The following is a 19355-nucleotide window of genomic DNA, read 5'->3' on the forward strand; positions in this document are numbered from 1 at the left end:
GAGCACCCGCACTGATGCCGCTGTACCGTTACAAGGCGCTGGACGCCCGCGGTGAGCTGCTGGATGGGCAGATGGAAGCGGCCAGTGACGCCGACGTCATCGCACGCCTGCAGGAACAGGGGCACCTGCCGGTCGAGGCAAGGTTGGCCACCGGCTCGGCGTTTGAAGGTGCCAGCTGGAAGCAATGGCGCAAGCGACCATTTGGCGGTGCCACGCTGGAGCAGTTCACCCAGCAGTTGGCCACCCTGTTGAGCGCCGGGCAACCGCTGGATCGCGCCCTGTCGATCCTGTTGGAGACGCCGGAGGATGAGCGTTCAAGGCGGGTGATCGCCGATATCCGCGACAGCGTGCGCGGCGGTACGCCCTTGTCACAGGCGCTGGAGCGCCAGCACGGAGTGTTTTCCCGCCTGTACGTCAACATGGTGCGTGCCGGTGAGGCCGGCGGCAGCCTGCATGAAACCCTGCAGCGTCTGGCCGACTACCTGGAGCGCAGCCAGGAGCTGAAGGGCAGGGTGATCAACGCCATGATCTACCCGGCGATCCTGCTGCTGGTGGTGGGCGGTGCGCTGTTGTTCCTGCTGGGCTACGTGGTGCCACAGTTCGCGCAGATGTACGAGAGCCTGGACGTGACCCTGCCGTGGTTCACCAGTGCGGTGCTGACCATTGGCTTGGTGGTGCGGAAGTGGTGGATCGCCCTGATCGTTATCCCGGCGCTGGCCCTGCTGTGGATGGAACGCAAGCGTCGCGATCCGGTGTTCCGCCTGGCCCTGGATGGCTGGTTGCTGCGCCGGCCGATGGTGGGTGGGCTGGTGGCCAAGCTGGAAACCGCGCGTCTGGCGCGGACCCTGGGGACCTTGTTGCGCAACGGCGTACCGCTGTTGGCCGGGCTGGGCATCGCCCGCAACGTGCTGGGCAATCGTGCGCTGGTGGGGGACGTGGCCGAAGCCGCCGACGCCGTGAAGAACGGTGCGGGGCTGGCTTCCTCGCTGGGCCGCAACGGCCGCTTTCCGCGGTTGGCCCTGCAGATGATCCAGGTGGGCGAGGAGTCCGGCACGTTGGAGAACATGCTGCTCAAGACCGCTGACACGTTTGAACTTGAAAGTGCGCGTGCCATCGATCGCATGCTGGCCGCGCTGGTGCCGGTAATCACCTTGTTGTTGGCGTCGGTGGTGGGCGTGGTCATCATTGCGGTGCTGGTACCGCTGTATGACCTGACCAACGCCATCGGCTGAACCTGCTGTAGTCGCTACCAAGGAATCCAAGCAATGAAGCGCAGCTTTAAACAACCGTCGTTCCGCCGTAACCAGTCGGGCATGAGCCTGCTGGAGATCATCATCGTGATCGTGTTGATCGGTGCGGTGCTGACCCTGGTCGGTAGTCGCGTGCTGGGTGGCGCCGACCGCGGCAAGGCCAACCTGGGCAAGACCCAGATCCAGACGCTGGCCGGCAAGGTGGAAAACTACAAGCTCGATACCGGCCGCTTGCCTGCCAAGCTCGATGACCTGGCCACGCAGCCGGCCGGCACGGCCGGTTGGTTGGGGCCGTACGCCAAGCCTGCGGAATTCAATGATCCGTGGGGCAATGCCGTGCAGTACCGCGTGCCGGGCGAAGGCCGCCCGTTCGACCTGATCAGCCTGGGGGCCGATGGCCAACCCGGTGGCGATAGTTACAACGCCGATATCCGTTACGAGTAAGCCGTGCAGCAACTGCACCCCGTAGCCCGTTGTCACCGCGCTCACCGCGTGCGTAGCACGCGTCGGCGCGTCGCTGGCATGTCGTTGCTGGAGATGCTGCTGGTGTTGGCGTTGGTGGCGGTTATCGCACTGATGGCGGCGATGGCGATGAACGGTGGGCTGGCCGGGCTCAAGCTGCGCTCGGCGGGCAAGTCATTGGCCGCCGAGCTGCGCTATACCCGCACCCGGGCCATCGCCACGGGCGTGCCGCAGCAGTTCGAGTTGAACCTGCCGCAGCATCGCTGGCAGGGGCCGGACGGGCGACAGGGTCAGGTGCCGGAGGGGTTGAAGCTTGCCTACACCGGGGCCGGGCAGTTGCAGACACGCGCCGATACCGGCGTAGTGCGGTTTTTCGAGGATGGTGCTTCCAGCGGTGGTCGTATCGACCTGATTGCTGGGTCGTCGGTCTGGCGCATCGACGTGGCATGGATCACCGGCGAAGTACGGTCCGGCCCGCTGCGGGGCGCGGCACAATGAAACACCAGCGTGGCTATTCGCTGATCGAAGTCATCGTCGCCTTCGCCTTGCTGGCGCTGGCCATGACCTTGTTGCTGGGCAGTCTGTCCGGTGCGGCACGCCAGGTGGGCATGGCCGATGGCTATGGGCGCGCGGCGTTGCATGCGCAGTCGCTGTTGGCCGCCGCGGGGGTGGAGGCGCCGCTGGCGGCCGGGCGACAGCAGGGCCAGTGGGAGCAGGGCAAGTATCGCTGGACCTTGCAGGTCAGCCCATACACCGAGCCACGACAGACACAGGCGCGGCTATGGCTGCTGGACCTGCAGGTGAGTTGGGGCGATGAAGCACAGCAGCAGATGCGCTGGCGCAGCCTGCGCCTGCGCGGCAGGTCCGGCGTGGAGACCGTGCAATGACGCCGGCTGCGCGCGCGCAAGGCTTCACCTTGATCGAGGTATTGCTGGCCACGGTGTTGTTGGCCGCCGGCATGGCGCTGGCGTTTGCCGCGGTGCGCTCAACGCTGGCGATCAGCGCACGTGGCGAGGTGATCGCGGCCGACAACGAGCGGATGCGCGCGGTGGAAGGGTTCTTGCGGCGGCGCCTGTCCACGGCCATGGCGTTGCCGATGCAACGCGATGCACTCAGTGGCGCGGCAAGCACGTTTGAAGGTGGCCCGGCCGAACTGAAGTTCGTCGCCGAAGTGCCTGACTACCTGGGGCGCGGCGGCCCCTACATCCACCACCTGCAGGTCAGCGGCACTGGCGAGCAGCTGCAGCTGCGCCTGGGCCTGCTGTTGCTGCAGGCAGGGCAGCCGATAGAAGAAAAGCCGCCACGCGGACCTGAGCTGTTGGCCGATGATCTCAAACAGGTGAAGCTGCGTTATCGCGGCATTGACCCTGCCACCAATGCCCTGGGCAACTGGCAGGAACGGTGGGAAGTGCCGGGGCGCATGCCGGTGCTGGTAAGCATCGAGGTCACCCCCAACCGTGGCGCACCATGGCCACCGCTGCTGGTCGCATTGCCGCAGCAGTCGCTGGCAGGGGCATGGCAATGAACTGCCGAGGCGCCGCCCTGGTTCTGGTGATGTGGTTGATCGCGCTGCTGACCACCACCATCGCCGCATTTGCGTTGACCGCCCGCGTCGAGCACCTGCAAGGGCGCACCATGGGCGACATGGCCGCCGGCCAGGAGTTGGCCCATGCGGGCGTCGATTACGCATTGTCGCGGATGCAGGGCACGCCAACCCAACCCGCCTGGCGCGCCGACGGCCGACCGTACCGTTGGCAGTTCGACGGGCATGCGATCACCCTGCGGGTCATTGATGAAAGTGGCAAGGTCGACCTGAACCAGGCGGACCCGGTGTTGTTGCAGGGTCTGTTGCGTGCGCTGGGGGTGGAGCAGGCGCGTGCGCAGCAGCTCAGCAGCGCGATCCAGGACTGGCGCGATGCCGATGACCTCAAGCAACCCAGCGGCGGCGCCGAGAGTGGTGATTATGCTGCCGCCGGGTTTCCCTATGGCGCCAAGAACGCACGTTTTGACAGTATTGGCGAACTGCAGCGGGTGATGGGAATGGACGCTGCGCTGTATGCACAGCTGGCGCCGCATATCACCGTCTTTGGGGGCGCCCGTCCCAATGCGCGATTTGCACAGGCCCCGGTACTCACCGCGATGGGACTGGATGCGGCCCTGCTGCTGGCCCAGCGTGAGCGTGAAGACGCCGCTGCGGCAATCGGCGACACTGCCGGGGGCGCGATGGCGGCAGCGGGCACCGGCACTTACAACGTAGACAGCCGGGTGACGCTGGTGGGAGATCGGCAGGCGGTAACCCGCGCGGTCGTGCGTCTGAATCCTGAGGGCGTCGCGGGTGCCCCCTATACAGTGTTGCGGTGGGAACAAGGAGCGGCAGCAAAATGACGGCGTTGCAGGAAAGGCTGGGACAGTGGAGGGCGCGCATCGCGCCGGGAGCCGGCGGCTTCTGGACGTGGTGGCAACGCGCGTTGCTGTCGTGCCTGCCGGCGTCCTGGCGGACCTTGCTGGGTTACTCCGATGCACGGGTAGTGCTGGCGGCGGCCGGTGACCAGATAGCGATGGGGATCGTGCAGGCAGGGCAGTTCCAATTCCTGAAGACCTTGCCGGCCGCGCTGACCCCGGCCGAGCTGGAGTCGGCGTTGCCGGCACGCTGGCTGCGGCTGCCACGTTTTGCGTTGCTGCCTGCGGCCTCGGTGCTATGCAAGCCGTTGCGCCTGCCTGCCGCCGCCGAGGCACGCATGCAGGATGTGCTCGGGTTCGAGATCGACCGGCAGACACCGTTCACCGCTGCCCAGGCCTACCACGATGTGCGCTTGTTGCAGCGACGTGGCGACGGGCAACTGGATGTCGAGCTGGTGGTGGCCCCCCGTCCGCTGGTGGAGAACGTGCTGGCACGCGAGGCCTGGTCGGGGCAACTGGATGGCGTTGATGCCGCCACCGCGGCTGGCGAACCGCTGGGGGTGAACCTGTTGCCACCGGCACTGCGCAGGCAACGGCATGATCCGATGCGCCGGCTGGATCGCATCCTGCTGCTGGGTAGCGTGGTGATGCTGGTGCTGGCGGGTTGGCAGATCCTGGACAACCGTCGGCAGGCCGCCGCGCAGCTCTCGGCACAGGTGGAAGCTGCGGCACAGCGTGCCAGGGCCGTGGCGGCGCAACGCCAGCAGTTGCAGGACCTGGTCGATGGGCAGGCCTTTTTCACTCAGCAACGCACGGCGCAACCACGTGCCACCGAACTGATCAACGAATTGAGCAAACGCCTGGGCGATGACACCTCGTTGGAAAAACTCTCGATCGAAGCCGGTCGCATGCAGCTGATCGGGATGAGCAGCAGTGCGTCCTCGCTGGTATCCACGCTCGAGGGCTCGCCCTTGTGGAAAACCCCTTCGCTCACCGGCGTGCTGCAGACCGGTGCACGCAGTGGCCAGGAGCGTTTCACCCTCATTGCCGAACTGCGTGGTGGCAACCAGGAGGCCGCCAATGGCGCAGCATCCGGATCGCCGTGACCGTTGGCTGGCGGTGGGCCTGCTGGTAGCGGTACTGGCAGTGATCTACCTGTTGCTGATCCATCCGTTATGGACCCGTCCGATGCAGGAGGTGGGCGCGCAGATCAGCGCCCTGCAGGAGCGCCAGCAACGCGTGCAACAGCAGTTGCGACAGGCACCGCAGGTCAGCCAGCGGCTGCAGCAAGCGCAGCAGCTATTGGCCGAACAGCCAGGCTTCATGCCGGAAGGGTCGGTGGAACTGGCCACCTCGCGGCTGGTGCAGCGCTTGGAAGAGGCGGCCCGCCAGGCCAGCCCGGACAACCGCAGCTGCGCCATCAGTGATCGCTCGCCGCTGCCCCCGGACAACTCCGGCCGTTTCGTGCGCGTGGTGGTACAGGCGCGGCTGCGCTGTGGCATGGGCGAATGGATGCAGGTGCTGCAGGCGCTTGAGACCGGCGCGCCGCAACTGCGCATCGATCGGCTGGACATCCTGTCAGCATCGAGCATGGACGCGACCACCGGAGGGCTGGATGTCAGTTTTGAACTGAGTGGTTACCTGGCCCCCAGCGTGGCGAGTGCGGCAGCCCCGACCACGGCGGATGCGGAGGTGGGCGATGCGCAGTGATATTGCCGGGCTGCGTACCTGGTTGTTGGCCGCACTGGGCGGCTGGACGCTGCTGCTGTGGGGCGCGAGCCTGTTTGGACTGGGCAGCAGGATCGGCACTGGCGACGCGGTTGCCAGTGCGCCGGCCTTGCCCGAGGTGCCCCGCGTGCAGGCTGCCGCCGGCCTGGACAATGCAGAGGCGATGGCCCGTCCCCTGTTTGCTGCTGACCGCCGCCCCCATCCGTTCTCCATCGGCGAACCCGGCGAGACCGACACCACCGGCAGCGTGCGCCTCACCGGCGTGCTGATCACGCCGGGGCTTGAAATGGCGACGCTGACCACCGAGCAGGGACAATCCTTGCGCCTGCGCATGGGGGCAGAGCCGCAGGCGGGTTGGCAGTTGTTGTCGGTGGAGCCGCGCAGTGCCGTGGTCAACGGCCCCGCCGGCACGCTCAACCTGGAGCTGCAGGTCTATAACGGCGGGGGGGCGGCAGCGGCACACGCCGGTAGCGCCTCCGACGCCGGTGCTGCGCCACCGCTGCCCGCTGCGGCCCCCACCGCATCGGCCAACAGGCAGGCGACGCCGGTGCCGGCTCCTGCCGCAGGCGCAGCTGAGGGCGAAGCGGCCCCGGCCGCGGACCCGGCAGGCCCATCGGCAGCACAGATCCAGGCAATTCGCGAACGTATCCAGGCCCGCCGTCGGCAGGCGCAACAGAACCAGAACGGCAGCTCCGGCAGCCCGAAACCGTAGAGTGAGCGCATGACGTCACGCATAGTTCCCATCACCCTGCTGGTCGCCGCCCTGAGTGGTTGCGTCACCACCCCAGCACCGGAGGTACGCCGCAATCCGGCTGCCGAAGCGCGTATGCCCGTGGCCGGCGAACCCGCCGTCACCTCGGCGCTGGACGCACGCGATCCACCGCAGGCCGATACCCAGAGCCGCGCGGTGATCCGCCGTGGCAATGGCACCGTGATCAACCAGGCAGCTGCCGCCGCGCCCCCACCGTCCTTGGCTGCGGCCGGCAACGGCACGGCCGTGTTCAACTTCGAAGGCGAGTCGGTCCAGGCAGTCACCAAGGCCATCCTGGGCGACATGCTGGGGCAGAACTACGTGATCGCCCCGACCGTGCAGGGCACGGTCACGCTGGCCACGCCCAAGCCGGTATCGCCGGCGCAGGCCTTGAACCTGCTGGAAATGGTGCTGGGTTGGAACAACGCCCGACTGGTCTACAGCGGTGGCCGCTACAACGTGGTACCGGCCGACCAGCCACTGGCCGGCACGGTGGCGCCGAGCACGGCGCCGGCATCGGCCGCGCGTGGCTATGAAGTGCGGGTGGTGCCGCTGCAGTACATCTCCGCCAGCGAAATGAAGAAGGTGCTGGAGCCGTATGCACGGCCCAACGCAATCGTCGGCGTCGACGGCGCGCGCAATGTGATCACCCTGGGTGGCACCCGCGCGGAGTTGGAGAACTACCTGCGCACGGTCGAGATTTTCGACGTCGATTGGTTGTCCGGCATGTCGGTCGGCGTCTTCCCGATCCAGTCCGGCCGTGCCTCGCAGGTGGCCAGTGACCTGGAGAAGGTGTTTGGTGAAACCAGCAAGACGCCCAGCGCGGGCATGTTCCGTTTCATGCCGCTGGACAACGCCAACGCGGTGCTGGTGATCACCCCGCAGGCGCGCTATCTGGACCAGATCCAGCAGTGGCTGGAACGCATCGACAGCGCCGGTGGCACCGCGCGCCTGTTCTCGTACGAATTGAAGTACATCAAGGCCAAGGACCTGGCGGATCGTCTTGCCGAAGTATTCGGCTCCGGCAGCGGGTCGCGCGGTGGCGGTGATGCGGGCACGTCGCTGGCACCGGGCGCCAATGAATTAAATCTGGGCAGCACCGGGCTGGGCAGTGGTTCCAGCAAGGATGGCCTCAACCCCAGCGATATGGGCCTTGGCGGCAACGGCGGCAATGGCAGCAGCGGTGGCGGCATGTCTGGCGGCGGTGGCATGAACGAGTCAATGCAGCTGCCGGCGCAGACATCGGGCAACGGTAGCGTCACCCTGGAGGTGGAAGGCGACCGCGTCGGCGTATCTGCCGTGCAGGAGACCAATACGCTGCTGGTGCGGGCGTCGCCGCAGGCCTGGCGTTCGATCCTCGAGGTTGTCGAAAAACTCGATGTCATGCCGCTGCAGGTGCATATCGAGGCGCAGGTGGCCGAGGTCGCCCTGACCGGTGAGCTGAGCTACGGCGTCAATTGGTACTTCGAACAGGCGGTCAATGGCGCCGCCGACGGTACTTCCGGCATCGGCATGGGCGGTGCAGGCCTGCCCAGCGCGCTGGGCCGTGGCCTGTGGGGCGATATCGCCGGCAAGGTGACCGGCACCGGCGCTGCGTGGACCTTCCTTGGCAAGAACGCGGCGGCCATCATCACCGCGCTGGACGAAGTCACCAACGTCCGCCTGTTGCAGACCCCGTCGCTGTTCGTGCGCAACAATGCGGTGGCCACGCTCAATGTCGGCAGCCGCATCCCGGTGAACTCCACCTCGATTTCGACGGTGGGCGACAACGCCTATTCCAGCGTGCAGTACATCGAAACCGGCAACATCCTCAAGGTACGCCCGCGGGTGACTCGCGATGGCATGGTGTTCCTGGACATCGTGCAGGAGATCAGCGCGCCGGAAGGCGAGAAGGACCAGTACGGCAACTACCGCATCAACACCCGTCGCATGCAGACCGAGGCCGCAGTCAGTGCGGGCGAGACGGTGATGTTGGCCGGCCTGATCGATGACAGCAGCACCGATGGTTCCTCGGGCCTGCCGTTCCTGAGCCGCCTGCCGGTGATTGGTGGGCTGTTCGGTACCAAGACCCAGAACCACCGCCGCAATGAAGTGATCGTGCTGATCACCCCCACCATCGTGCGTAACCCGCAGGAGGCGCGCAATCTCACCGACGAGTATGGCACCCGCTTCCGCGCGCTGGACCCGATCAACGCGCCCAAGGCAGGCCACTGAGCATGCCGCTGCCGGTCGTCCTGTTGCCGGTCGGGGTGGATGACGCCGCGTTGGACGCCTGCCTGGGTGCCTTGGAAGCCAATACACCAGCCGGCACGCCGGTCTGGCTGGCCGACGACGGACAGGCCGGCCCGCGCGGGCTGGCGGTGATCGAGCACTGGCTGGCGCGCACCGCCCTGCAGGCCGAGTACACACGACGGCCGCGCCCGATCGGGGAGCCGGCTCATCTGCAGGAAATGCTGCAGGCCTGCGGTGATGCCGACGTCGTCGTGCTGGCGCCGGATGCGTTGCCGGGTCTGGGGTGGTTGCAGCAGCTCAGCGATTGCCTGGCACGCGATGCCTCCATCGCCACCGCCACACCGTGGAGCAATGCCGGTGAAACCGTGGCCTGGCCGCGCGCCGGTGAACTCAACCCGATGCCGGATGATGTCGCTCGTCTCACCTTGGCGTTGGCGGCGATGCCACTGTTGCAACCGGAGCTGCCTTCGGCCATTACCCACGCGGTGTTGATACGCGGCAGTGCGCGCAAGCGTGCCGGTGGGCTGGATACCGACAGCTATGGCTCCTGGTATGCGGCACTGGTGGACCTGAGCCTGCGCATGAGCGGTTTGGGCTGGCGCAATGTGCTGTGTGACAACGCCTTTGTCGGCCGTAGGCACGAAGGCCAACCTGCCGATGGTGACATGGAAGTGCTGGCCAATCGCTGGCCGGCATGGACTGCGCGGCTGGCGGCCTTCCTGATGAACGACCCGCTGTATGCCCACCGGCAACAGCTGCAGCAGTTGTACGTACAAGCGATAATGCCGGCAGCACAGCCCGATCTGTTCGATGCCTGTGATTTCCCGCAAGGCACGGAGCTGCAGTGAACGACGCTATTGCCGTGGTGGTGGTCAGCTACCAGAGCGCCACCACGTTGGACCAATGCCTGCGCCAGCTGCGCGCGGCCGATGACGTGGTCGAGATCCGGGTGGTGGACAACGCCTCGCGCGATGGCTCGGTGGATATCGCCCAGCGCCATGCCCTGGCCGATGCGCGGGTGCGCTTCATTGCCAACCCTGACAACCCCGGCTTCGCCACCGCCTGCAATCAGGGCGCGCGTGAATGCCATGCGCCGTGGCTGGCGTTCGTGAACCCCGACCTGATGGTGGAACCGCAGACCTTGGCCTCGCTGCGCAACCGCGGCAAGCCGCTGGGCGATTGCCTGCTCGGGGTGGAGCAGGTGGACGAGCAGGGTATCGCCGATGCGGCGGTGCGGCGGCGTGACCCGGACTTTGCGGCGATGCTGCGTAACCCTGGGTCGGGATCGCGGCTGGCTGTCGCAGTGGATCATTCTGCAGCACTGCAACAGGTCCAGGCCTTGTCCGGTGCGCTGTTGTTGCTGCCACGCGTGTTGTTCGATCGCCTTGGCGGTTGGGATGCGGGCTACCGCCTGCACGCCGAGGATCTGGACCTGTGCCGGCGCGCTCGCGAGGCGGGCGCCGTGGTGGCGATCGCCAATGACCTGAAGGTGGTGCATGTGCGCGGGGTGTCCAGTCGCTCGCGGCCGTACTTCGTCGAATGGCACAAGCACCGGGGGCTGTGGCGTTACTTCCGCAAGTTCGAGGCGCCTTCACGCAGCCTGCCGGTCAGGATCGGCGTCTGGTGTGCGATCTGGGCGCATGCAGCGTTGCAGTTGCCGCGGCTGCTGCTGAAAACCTAGCGCGGGCGGGCGGCGCAGGCGGTTGCCCGGCGATCCGGCCGGGGGCAGGGTGCCGGTCAGGGTGTTGACCCTGCGCCGTACCCCGCCAGCGCATAATGCCGGCATGATCATCCAATCCCTGCTAGACACCGACCTCTACAAGTTCACGATGATGCAGGCGGTACTGCACCAGTACCCCGGGGCCATCGTCCAGTACCGGTTCAAGTGCCGCACCCCCGGCATCGACCTGGCGCGCTACATCGACCAGATCAGCGCCGAGATCGACCACCTGTGCAGCCTGCGCTTCAGCAGCGAAGAGCTGGACTACATGCGCCGGCTGCGCTTCGTGAAGCCCGATTTCATCGATTTCCTGGGTCTGTTCCACCTTGACCGCAAGTACATCAGCCTGCGTCCGTCGCAGACGGTGCCGGGTGAGATCGAGTTGGATATTTCCGGGCCGTGGTTGCACACCATCATGTTCGAGGTGCCGCTGCTGGCCATCATCAACGAAGTTTGGTTCCGCAATACCAGTACGCCGGATTTCGCCGAGGGCGAGCGCAGGCTGCAGGTCAAGACCGCGCTGCTACGCGATACGCCCGGGTTCGAAAACTGCCGCATCGCCGACTACGGCTCGCGCCGCCGCTACTCGCGGGAATGGCACGGCACCATGCTGCCGATGCTGCGCGATGCGTTGGGGACGCAGTTCGTCGGCACCAGCAATGTGCATTTCGCACGTCTTTATGGCATGACCCCGCACGGCACCATGGCACATGAGTACCTGCAGGCCTTCCAGGCACTGGGTCCGCGCCTGCGCGACTCGCAGGTGGCGGCGCTGGAGTCATGGGCGCGCGAATACCGTGGCGATCTGGGTATTGCCCTGTCCGACGTGGTCGGATTGGATGCCTTCCTGCGCGATTTCGATACCTATTTCTGCAAGTTGTTCGATGGTGTCCGCCACGACTCCGGCGACCCGTTCTCCTGGGGGGACCGCATGCTGGCGCACTTCAAGGCCAACCGTACCGACCCGGCCAGCAAGATCCTGGTGTTCAGCGATGGCCTGAACATCGAGAAGGTGATGCAGCTGTACGACTACTTCCGTGGTCGCTGCCAGGTTGCGTTCGGGGTGGGTACCCACCTGACCAATGATCTCGGGCCGACGCCACTTAACATCGTAATAAAGATGGTCCGCTGCAATGGCCAGCCGGTGGCAAAACTGAGCGATTCGCCGGGCAAGAGCATGTGCGATGACCCTGGCTACCTGTCCTATCTGCGGCAGGTGTTTCAGGTAAATCAGTGATTTGCGAGTTTCCGGGATGGAGCCGCTACGGCGTTGATCTTGCTGAGCCGTACACATAAACAACTCTTACGGGTGTGACCTAGTTCTCATTTTTCACATCGAATCCCCTCGGATGTGTATTATCTGTCCCCGCGTACACAGGGGTACGTGCTGTCTCTGGCGAGGGGACCATGGGAATTTCGCTGTCGGGCTTCCGTCCCGGGGGATGCGGGGACGGGGCACTGCCTTACCTGCCGCTGGCCTCCGGCGGCTCCAGCAAGCTTCCATCCGTTGACTTGCCTGCAGCGTTGTCGGCGCCCCTGGCCGGTGACAGCGAGGGTGGTCCCTGCGTGGCAGGTGAGCCCTGGCCACGCCCCGAACGGGAAGCCGCGCCCCTTGTGGTGAACGGTTGCGGGTACAGGCGACGACGTCGCCTGCCCGTGGTTTCCGTGTGCCTGCGTTCAATCACGGCGCCTGCGGCGTCGTCCTTTGCATCCCATCTATTCGAGCTGGCCCGATGAATCCGATGCCCTGCAAGTCCGGCAGACTGCTGCCTTTGCTATCGCTGTCCCTGTCGTTGGTGATTTCCTCCGCGCCGGCATTTGCTGCCGATACGGCGGGCGGTCAATTCCGCGAGTGGAGTACCAACAGCCTGGTGTCGCGCAGCATGACCCTGCGTGATCTGGGCTTTGACCAGCCGCTCAGCCTGCGAGGGCAGGACAATCAGCGCGAGATCTACCTGCCGGTGCCGGCAGGCGTGGCCACGCGCAACGCGCAGCTGCAGTTGGACGCGCGCTACATGCGCGGGCATCCAGGGCATACCTCCAATCTGCTGAGCATCGATGATGATGCCGTGGCTGCACGCACCATCACCGATGCCCAGGGCGACCTGAGCCAGTTGATCGGCATTGATGGGTTTGCGCGACCCAATGGCTTCGTCCGCTTTGGTGTGGGCTGGTGGTCGATCGTCTCCGATTACCAGTGCGCCGACCAGAGCGCGCCGGCCAATGTCCTGCGCATCGGTCCGGATACGCGTTTCAGCTATGAGTTCGACGGCAGTGCCATCGATACCGTGGGCAAGGCCTGGACCGCATTGCCGCGCAATGTGCGTCTGCTGGTGGAAGGCCGCCAGCTGGACGTGACCAGCTACGACACCGCCTGGCGGGTCGGCGCCGTGTTGGAATCGGCAGGCAAGCGGGTCAGTGTGAGCGCACTGCCCAAAGTGGGCGACAGCATCGATCTGCGTGGCACCCAGGTGCCTGCCAGTCTGATGGGCGTCCCGGCCTACGCGGCCCTGGCGACGGCCGAAGCGCAGCACCGCGTGGCCAGCGAGGCCGAAATTGGCGCGCTGTTGTCATTGGGCCGCAGCAGTGGCCTGCCGATTGATGTTGCCGTTGCCAGTCCGGCACTCAGGGCGGCGGTCAAGCGCGCGCTGGATGCGTTGGGTAGCGAGGTTGCGGGTGCTGATGCCGATGGCGCTGCCGCCTTTGCCGCCTGGCGCAAGAGCGGCATGGCCCCGTTGGAGACAGCGGTGGATGGCAGGAATGTGAGTGCCGGTGTGGTGGCCGGGCAGCCGATGCTGGTGGTTGGCACAGGTGCTGCCGCCCAGGTCGCTGGCCTGTTCACCGCGCAATGGCGTGCCTATGCGTTGGGCAAGAACCTGCAGGTCAACAAGGCCCAGCCACTGGTCGATGACAAGGACGTGGTACTGCTGGACCGTCTGGGCGCGTTCTCCGGTACCCAGGACATCATTGCGCGCAGTGACCGTATCACCAGTGCCGACCTTGGCCTGATCTCTGCCGAAGGCAAGTTGCCTTCAGAGGTGGTGATCGACGTATCGGCCGCACCCAACAGCGCCGGCGAAGGCGCGGTGGCTTCGATTTTCTTCAATGATTTCCTGCTCGGCGCCAAAGTGCTGAACACCGACGGCAAGCCGCAGCGCATCAGCGCCACCGTGCCGCTGTACGCAATTGCCGCACGCAATGAAGTGAAGGTCTCGTTCCTGCGACAGCCGGCGCGGCCGCACTGCCACGATCCGGCCACGCCGTATCCGGTGTCGTTGCTGCCGAGCAGCCATATCGTGCTGGCCGAGCGCGGTACCAGCCCGGATTTCGTGGGCGCTGCGGCGCGCCTGGCCGGTCCACACCATGTGCTCGTTCCCGAGGCGTGGTTGCAGAACGCACCTGCGACGCTGCAGACCGTCATCCGCGTCAGCAGTGCGGTGGGCGCCTCGGTCGAACGCGCCACGCTGGACGTGGTCAAGGGCAAGGCGGTACCGGCGCAAACGCAACCGTACCTAGCCTTCAACCTGCAGCCGGAAGGCACCAAGACGGCCGCGACCATCGATGGCGGGCATCTGCGCATCAACGGCAAGAAAGACGACACCGTGCTGGACCTGGCCGGCCTGGATGATTCGGCGCTGGTGGAAGTTGCCGGCGGTGCCAACACGTTGGGCGTGGTTTACCGCGAGCTGGGTAACCGCGTCCCCAACATCGCCGAGCCGTTCCGCCTGGTGCGTGGTTCGGTAGCGCTGCTGGATGGCCGTGGCGTGGTGCAGGACTTCGATCATGAAGACCCGGCGGGTCTGCGCGTCGCCGTCGACGGCAATCCGCAGCCGGTGTGGCAGCGTCATATGGTGTGGCTGCTGGTGCTGGTCGGGGTGATCCTGTTCCTGCTGCTGGCCGCTCGCGTGGCGCAGGTCCGCCATCGCCGCAAGTTCGACGCCACCCACTGATCCGGCATGGACGCCGTCTTCTGGAACATCCAGCTGGCCAACTACTACGCGTTCCTTGAAAAAGGTGCGGTGGTGTTGGCCATCCTGATCCTGCTGTCCAGCCTGGATGATCTGTTCATCGATCTCTGGTTCTGGATGCGGCTGGTATGGCGCAGGCTCACGGTGTTCAAGCGTGCGTCCTACCGCCCGTTGACGGCCAAGGATCTGCGCGCGCGCGACGAACAGCCGCTGGCGATCATGGTGCCGGCCTGGGCCGAGTACGACGTGATCGCGCAGATGGTGGAGAACATGATCGACGTGCTCGACTACCGCGAGTACGTCGTGTTCGTCGGCACCTATCCCAACGACCACCAGACCATCGCCGAAGTCGAGCGCATGCGCAGGCGTTACCGGCGCCTGCAGCGGGTGGAAGTGCCGCATGCGGGCCCGACCAACAAGGCCGACTGCCTGAACTGGCTGATCCTGTCGATCTTCGATTACGAAAAGCGTAATGGCATCGAGTTTGCCGGCCTGGTCCTGCATGACAGCGAGGACGTGCTGCATCCGCTGGAACTGCGCTTCTTCAACTACCTGTTGCCCCGCAAGGACATGATCCAGTTGCCCGTCACCTCGCTGGATCGCGAGTGGTACGAGCTGGTGGCGGGAACCTACATGGATGAGTTCGCCGAGTGGCATGCCAAGGACCTGGTAGTGCGCGAAAGTCTGGCGGGCACGGTTCCCTCGGCGGGCGTTGGCACCTGTTTCTCACGCCGGGCCCTGCTGGAGCTCAGTGCGCAGACCAACAACCAGCCCTTCAATACCGACAGCCTGACCGAGGACTACGACATCGGTGAGCGCCTGAGCCGCCTCGGCATGCATTCGATCTTCGCGCGCTTCCCGGTGGAATTCCGGGTGCGGCGACCGTCGGCGTGGTTTGGTTGGGGCGGCGAGCGCGAGCGCAACCTGAAGATGGCCTTGTGCGTGCGCGAGTACTTCCCCGATAACTTCCGCGCGGCGTACCGGCAGAAAGCACGTTGGGTGCTGGGCATCGGCCTGCAGAGCTGGGAGACCCTGGGTTGGGGCAACAGCCTGATCAATCGCTACCTGTTGTTGCGTGACCGCAAAGGCATTGTCACGTCCTTCGTCAGCATCCTGGCCTATCTGCTGTTCATCCAGCTGATGGTGTTCTGGGTTCTGAAGATGGCCGGGGTGTGGACGATGGAGTTTCCCACCGTCTTCCAGGCGGGTTCCTGGCCGATGAGCATCGCCTTGTTCACTACCGGTGCGCTGGTGGCGCGCGTGTTGCAGCGCATGTACTTCGTCAACCGCCTGTACGGTTGGGAGCATGCGGTGATGTCGGCGCCACGGATGGTTGTTGGCAACGTCATCAATTGCGCGGCCACTGCGCGGGCATGGCGCATGTTCGCCGGCTACCTGTTGTTCGGCAAGCGGCTGGTCTGGGACAAGACCATGCACGACTTCCCGAGCAACAGCCAACTGGTCCAGACCCGTCGACGCCTGGGTGAATTGCTCAGCGTCTGGCAGGCGGTCGAGCCCGAGCAACTGCAGCAGGCGCTGGAGCAGCAACAGGACGGTCGCCAGCAGCCGTTGGGACGGATCCTGGTGTCCCAGGGCTGGCTGGACGATGAAACCCTGGCCGAGGCGATTTCCTTCCAGGAGGAGTTGCCGCGCGCCAATATCGACGTGGCTTACCTCCAGCAGGGCGAATTTCCGCTGCCGGTCGATTCCTGCGTGCATTGGCGCGTGTTGCCACTGCCAAGTCCCGAGCCCGACGTCATGCGGCTTGCCGTGGCCAGTGCCTTGCCCGAGGCGGCGCTGTTGGGTCTGGCGGAGGAAGCGAAGGTGGAGCGGGTCGAGCAATTGGTGGCGCGTGAAAGCGAGATCAATGCCGGGCTGCGGCTGATCTGTGGTTCGGACTACAAGATCAACGCGGTGCCGTTGCTTGGGGATCTGCTGGTGGAAATGAAGCTGATTTCGCGCGAGCACTTCCAGGTGGCGCTGGACCAGTACCGGCCGCACCGCGATGGTCGCATCGGTGCCTACCTTGTGCGCCGTGGCGTCGCCAGCGAACAGGCCATTGCCACCGCGACGGAAGAACAACAACGGCGTACGCGTGAAGCGCGCCTGCACCCGGACGTGTTCCTGGCATGAACATGAAACTGCTGAAACCTCTTGTTGCATTCGTCCTGCTCAGCGCCAGCGCAGCGGCGCTGAGCGAGGAACTGCCGCTGTCGGGCGCGGCCTACCGTATCGCCGAGCAGGCCTACGCGTCCTATGCCCGCGGCGACTATGCCCAAGCCGCTGCACAGGCGCGCGAGGCGGTGCGGCTGCGTCCGGATGTGCAGCGCTTGCGTGACCTGCTGGCGATGTCGCAGGCACGCGCGGCGGGGCAGGGAGGCGGCAGTCCTGCACGGCCATCGCCCGGACGTGCCACGCCCACTGCACCGCGTCCGGCGGCGTCGCAGGCGGTGGCAGGCGCCGGCACGGCGGCACAAACCGCATTCCAGAAAGGTTACCCGCTGGCTACCGAGGCCTACGCGGCGTATTACCGTGGAGAAATGCCGGTCGCCGAACGGCTGGCCGAGCAGGCCTTCCGCATTGACCCGAGCCAGGGCACTTGGGCGATGCTGTGGGTGGACTCGCTGGAAGCCCAAGGCAGGCCGGATGACGCTCTGAAGACCCTGCAGACGGCTGTGGACCTGGGCGCGAAAAACATCACCGACCTGGAAGCCCGCAAGCTGCGGATCAAACGTGCGCAGGCCGTTGCGCCGGCACAGGCCGGTTACAAGGCGATGATGGATTTCCGGCCAGCCGATGCGGTGGCCCCGGCCCGTGAAGCGGTGGCATTGGCACCGGAATCAGCCAGCAACCGCTTGTTGCTGATCAGCGCACTGATGCTGGATGACCAGTTGGAGGAGGGCGTACAGGCCGCTACCGATGCCCTTGATAACGACGGCGAAGACATCAACGCCCTGGTGCTGCGCGGGTACATGCTGCAGCGATTGGGGCGTGATGCCGGCGCCAATGCCGACTTCGACAGGGCACTGGCGCAGGATTGGCTGGATGACGAGCAGCGGCGCAACATCCGGCTATTGGCGGCGGATGCAGCATTGGCTGCCGGTGATGGAGTCCGCGCCGGCGCGTTGCTCGACCCGATGGATGCGACTGACGAGGCGGTGATCAGCCGCCGCAACGCTTCGCGCAAACGCAACCTGGCGCGGGCACTTGATGCAACCCATCTGCCGGTTCCATTGCAGGCGTGCCGTGATACGCCTTATGGCACGCAGTGCGAGATGCAGCCGGCCGACCAGGTGCCGGATACAGCGGCGGGCCGCGCCTATGCGGCGTATGGTCGGCAGCAATGGGCCGAGGCGATTGAACAGGCACAGGCGGCGGTGAAGGCGGCCCCGGAAAATCCGGCAATGCAGCGGCTGTTGACTGCCACCTTGGCGGCCGGCAACGCCAGTCAACGCGCAGAGGCGATTGAGCGCCTGAACACGGGCCTGCAGAAAGATCCGGACAACACCGACATGCTGATACAGCGTGCCCATCTGCATCAGCGCAATGGCGATGACGCGTTGGGCATCGCCGACCTGGAAGCGGCGGCCGCGACCGGCAAGGCGCCACCCACGATTGGCCTGGACCAGGCCTATGCACGCATTGGGATGGGAACTGCCGGGCGCGCGCAGGCTGCCCAGCAGATCCGCCAGGCACTGGAACAGGCCGAGCGCGGCGAGCTGACGCTGGCCCCGGAACAGCAACGCTATGCGCGCAGCTCGCTGACTGAACTGGAGCGCCGTTGGGGCATCATCGCCAGCGTCGGCTGGCGTGGCGCCCGCCAGACCACGGCTACCTTGGGTGGTGCTGCGTTGAGCACGCCGGGTGACGCTGCGTTCAGTTCGGTAGAAGCGTATTGGCGGCCGATCGACTACCAACCGAACGTCGAGCTGTACGCGCGCTTGACCAACGTGCTGTACGACGGCGGCGGCAAGTACGAAGCGCTGCGCAATGTCGATCCGTGTACCGGCCAGGACCTGGGTGGCCTGGGCGGATCACAGGATGGAATGACCACACACACCGCCACCGGCTGGCCCAGCAGCATTGCCGCGCTGGGCGCACGCTTCCGGGTGCCGGGTACGGGCCTGGGCTTCGGCATCGAGCGTCGCCAGTTCATCGGCTCGGCCAACCGCCATGGCGGTCTATACGCGAAAACGGCCGCCGAGCAATGCCGCCTGTCCAATACCGTCGCCAATGGTGAGGGCGTGCAGGGGCGTTACCAGCTCGATGATGCTGCCGGCGGTTGGATGACCTATCTGTCCTATGGCTGGTACCACGGTGCCGCCACCGGTCCGGATGACCGCAGTTGGCCCAGCCTGCAGCTGTATGCACAGGGCGGCTATGCGTGGAGCAACAATGATGCCGACTTCCACGTGACCCGGATTGACGGCAGCGGTTTGCCCGCGGACGAAGTGCGCTCCAGCGGCCAGCTCAAGCGCAGCCAGTTGTTTGCTTCCACCGAGCTGCGGGCAGGCTGGAGCTTCCGGCCACGCACGGCCAGTGACAACTGGACGATCAACCCGTTCGCCGTGGTCGGTGCCGACTGGTACCGCCAGCGCGACCGGGTGGAAGGCGTCGGCTACCCGGACGGGTCGCGACAGAGCTTCCGCCTGGCCAATGAGGACGGTGACCTGGCCCTTGGTGCCGGCGTCGGTGTTGGCGTGCGCAGGGTGTTCCGTGAGGACCTCCTGCATGGCCCGCGCTCATCACTGGATGCCAGCATGCAGTACCGCTTTGCGCTCAATGGCGACCAGGCCGAACGCAACCGTGGGCTGTTCGTGAACCTGACCCTGTCTTACTGACCA

16 protein-coding genes are annotated in these 19355 nt (G+C 65.8%); all 16 read left to right on the top strand.

All coding sequences use genetic code 11. From position 1 onward, the window contains the following. Window positions 1-14 precede the first annotated feature (14 nt). The 16 genes from RT460_RS03200 to RT460_RS03275 all read left to right on the top strand — a co-directional run bounded on the left by RT460_RS03200 (window position 15) and on the right by RT460_RS03275 (window position 19352). Window positions 15-1232, top strand: a complete 1218-nt coding sequence (locus RT460_RS03200) for a type II secretion system F family protein (RefSeq protein WP_313317121.1) — start codon at window positions 15-17, stop codon at window positions 1230-1232. A gap of 33 nt (window positions 1233-1265) precedes the next feature. Then, window positions 1266-1694 (top strand): type II secretion system major pseudopilin GspG, encoded by a 429-nt coding sequence (gene gspG, locus RT460_RS03205; protein ID WP_313317122.1) that lies wholly within the window; start codon window positions 1266-1268, stop codon window positions 1692-1694. 48 nt (window positions 1695-1742) lie between these two features. Then, a complete protein-coding gene (locus RT460_RS03210) occupies window positions 1743-2210 on the top strand; it encodes a GspH/FimT family pseudopilin (RefSeq protein ID WP_313317123.1) in 468 nt (155 codons plus the stop codon). Beyond that, entirely contained in the window at window positions 2207-2599 is a 393-nt protein-coding gene (locus RT460_RS03215; RefSeq protein WP_313317124.1) for a prepilin-type N-terminal cleavage/methylation domain-containing protein, read from the top strand. Before RT460_RS03210 ends, RT460_RS03215 begins: the two co-directional genes overlap by 4 nt. Continuing rightward, complete coding sequence (locus RT460_RS03220; RefSeq protein ID WP_313317125.1) at window positions 2596-3237, top strand: prepilin-type N-terminal cleavage/methylation domain-containing protein; 642 nt, start codon at window positions 2596-2598, stop codon at window positions 3235-3237. The genes RT460_RS03215 and RT460_RS03220 overlap by 4 nt, the downstream gene beginning before the upstream one ends. Beyond that, the gene (locus tag RT460_RS03225; RefSeq protein ID WP_313317126.1) at window positions 3234-4097 is read left to right on the top strand and encodes a type II secretion system protein GspK; all 864 of its coding nucleotides are present in this window, start codon (window positions 3234-3236) and stop codon (window positions 4095-4097) included. The genes RT460_RS03220 and RT460_RS03225 overlap by 4 nt, the downstream gene beginning before the upstream one ends. Then, a complete protein-coding gene (locus RT460_RS03230) occupies window positions 4094-5218 on the top strand; it encodes a PilN domain-containing protein (protein ID WP_313317127.1) in 1125 nt (374 codons plus the stop codon). The genes RT460_RS03225 and RT460_RS03230 overlap by 4 nt, the downstream gene beginning before the upstream one ends. Continuing rightward, window positions 5193-5822 carry a type II secretion system protein GspM gene (gspM, locus tag RT460_RS03235; RefSeq protein ID WP_313317128.1) on the top strand — a complete coding sequence of 210 codons (630 nt, stop codon included), beginning with the start codon at window positions 5193-5195 and terminating at the stop codon, window positions 5820-5822. The genes RT460_RS03230 and gspM overlap by 26 nt, the downstream gene beginning before the upstream one ends. Then, window positions 5812-6552: a hypothetical protein gene (locus RT460_RS03240; protein ID WP_313317129.1), complete on the top strand. Its 741-nt coding sequence runs from the start codon at window positions 5812-5814 to the stop codon at window positions 6550-6552. Before gspM ends, RT460_RS03240 begins: the two co-directional genes overlap by 11 nt. A gap of 9 nt (window positions 6553-6561) precedes the next feature. After that, a complete protein-coding gene (gspD, locus tag RT460_RS03245) occupies window positions 6562-8805 on the top strand; it encodes a type II secretion system secretin GspD (RefSeq protein ID WP_313317130.1) in 2244 nt (747 codons plus the stop codon). Next, window positions 8802-9671 carry a glycosyltransferase gene (locus RT460_RS03250; protein WP_313317224.1) on the top strand — a complete coding sequence of 290 codons (870 nt, stop codon included), beginning with the start codon at window positions 8802-8804 and terminating at the stop codon, window positions 9669-9671. Before gspD ends, RT460_RS03250 begins: the two co-directional genes overlap by 4 nt. Continuing rightward, window positions 9668-10504 (top strand): glycosyltransferase family 2 protein, encoded by an 837-nt coding sequence (locus tag RT460_RS03255; protein WP_313317131.1) that lies wholly within the window; start codon window positions 9668-9670, stop codon window positions 10502-10504. Before RT460_RS03250 ends, RT460_RS03255 begins: the two co-directional genes overlap by 4 nt. A 103-nt stretch (window positions 10505-10607) precedes the next feature. Then, window positions 10608-11780, top strand: a complete 1173-nt coding sequence (gene pncB, locus RT460_RS03260; RefSeq protein ID WP_313317132.1) for a nicotinate phosphoribosyltransferase — start codon at window positions 10608-10610, stop codon at window positions 11778-11780. 496 nt (window positions 11781-12276) lie between these two features. Next, window positions 12277-14493 (top strand): cellulose biosynthesis cyclic di-GMP-binding regulatory protein BcsB, encoded by a 2217-nt coding sequence (locus RT460_RS03265; RefSeq protein ID WP_313317133.1) that lies wholly within the window; start codon window positions 12277-12279, stop codon window positions 14491-14493. A 6-nt stretch (window positions 14494-14499) separates the two neighbouring features. Beyond that, a complete protein-coding gene (locus RT460_RS03270) occupies window positions 14500-16644 on the top strand; it encodes a glycosyl transferase family protein (protein WP_313317134.1) in 2145 nt (714 codons plus the stop codon). Window positions 16645-16646: 2 nt separating this feature from the next. Beyond that, window positions 16647-19352, top strand: coding sequence for a hypothetical protein (locus RT460_RS03275; protein ID WP_313317135.1), 2706 nt, complete (start codon window positions 16647-16649; stop codon window positions 19350-19352). The last annotated feature ends 3 nt before the right edge of the window (window positions 19353-19355 follow it).

This window comes from Stenotrophomonas sp. (genome assembly GCF_032061965.1).
In the GTDB taxonomy this organism is placed as follows: Bacteria; Pseudomonadota; Gammaproteobacteria; order Xanthomonadales; family Xanthomonadaceae; genus Stenotrophomonas.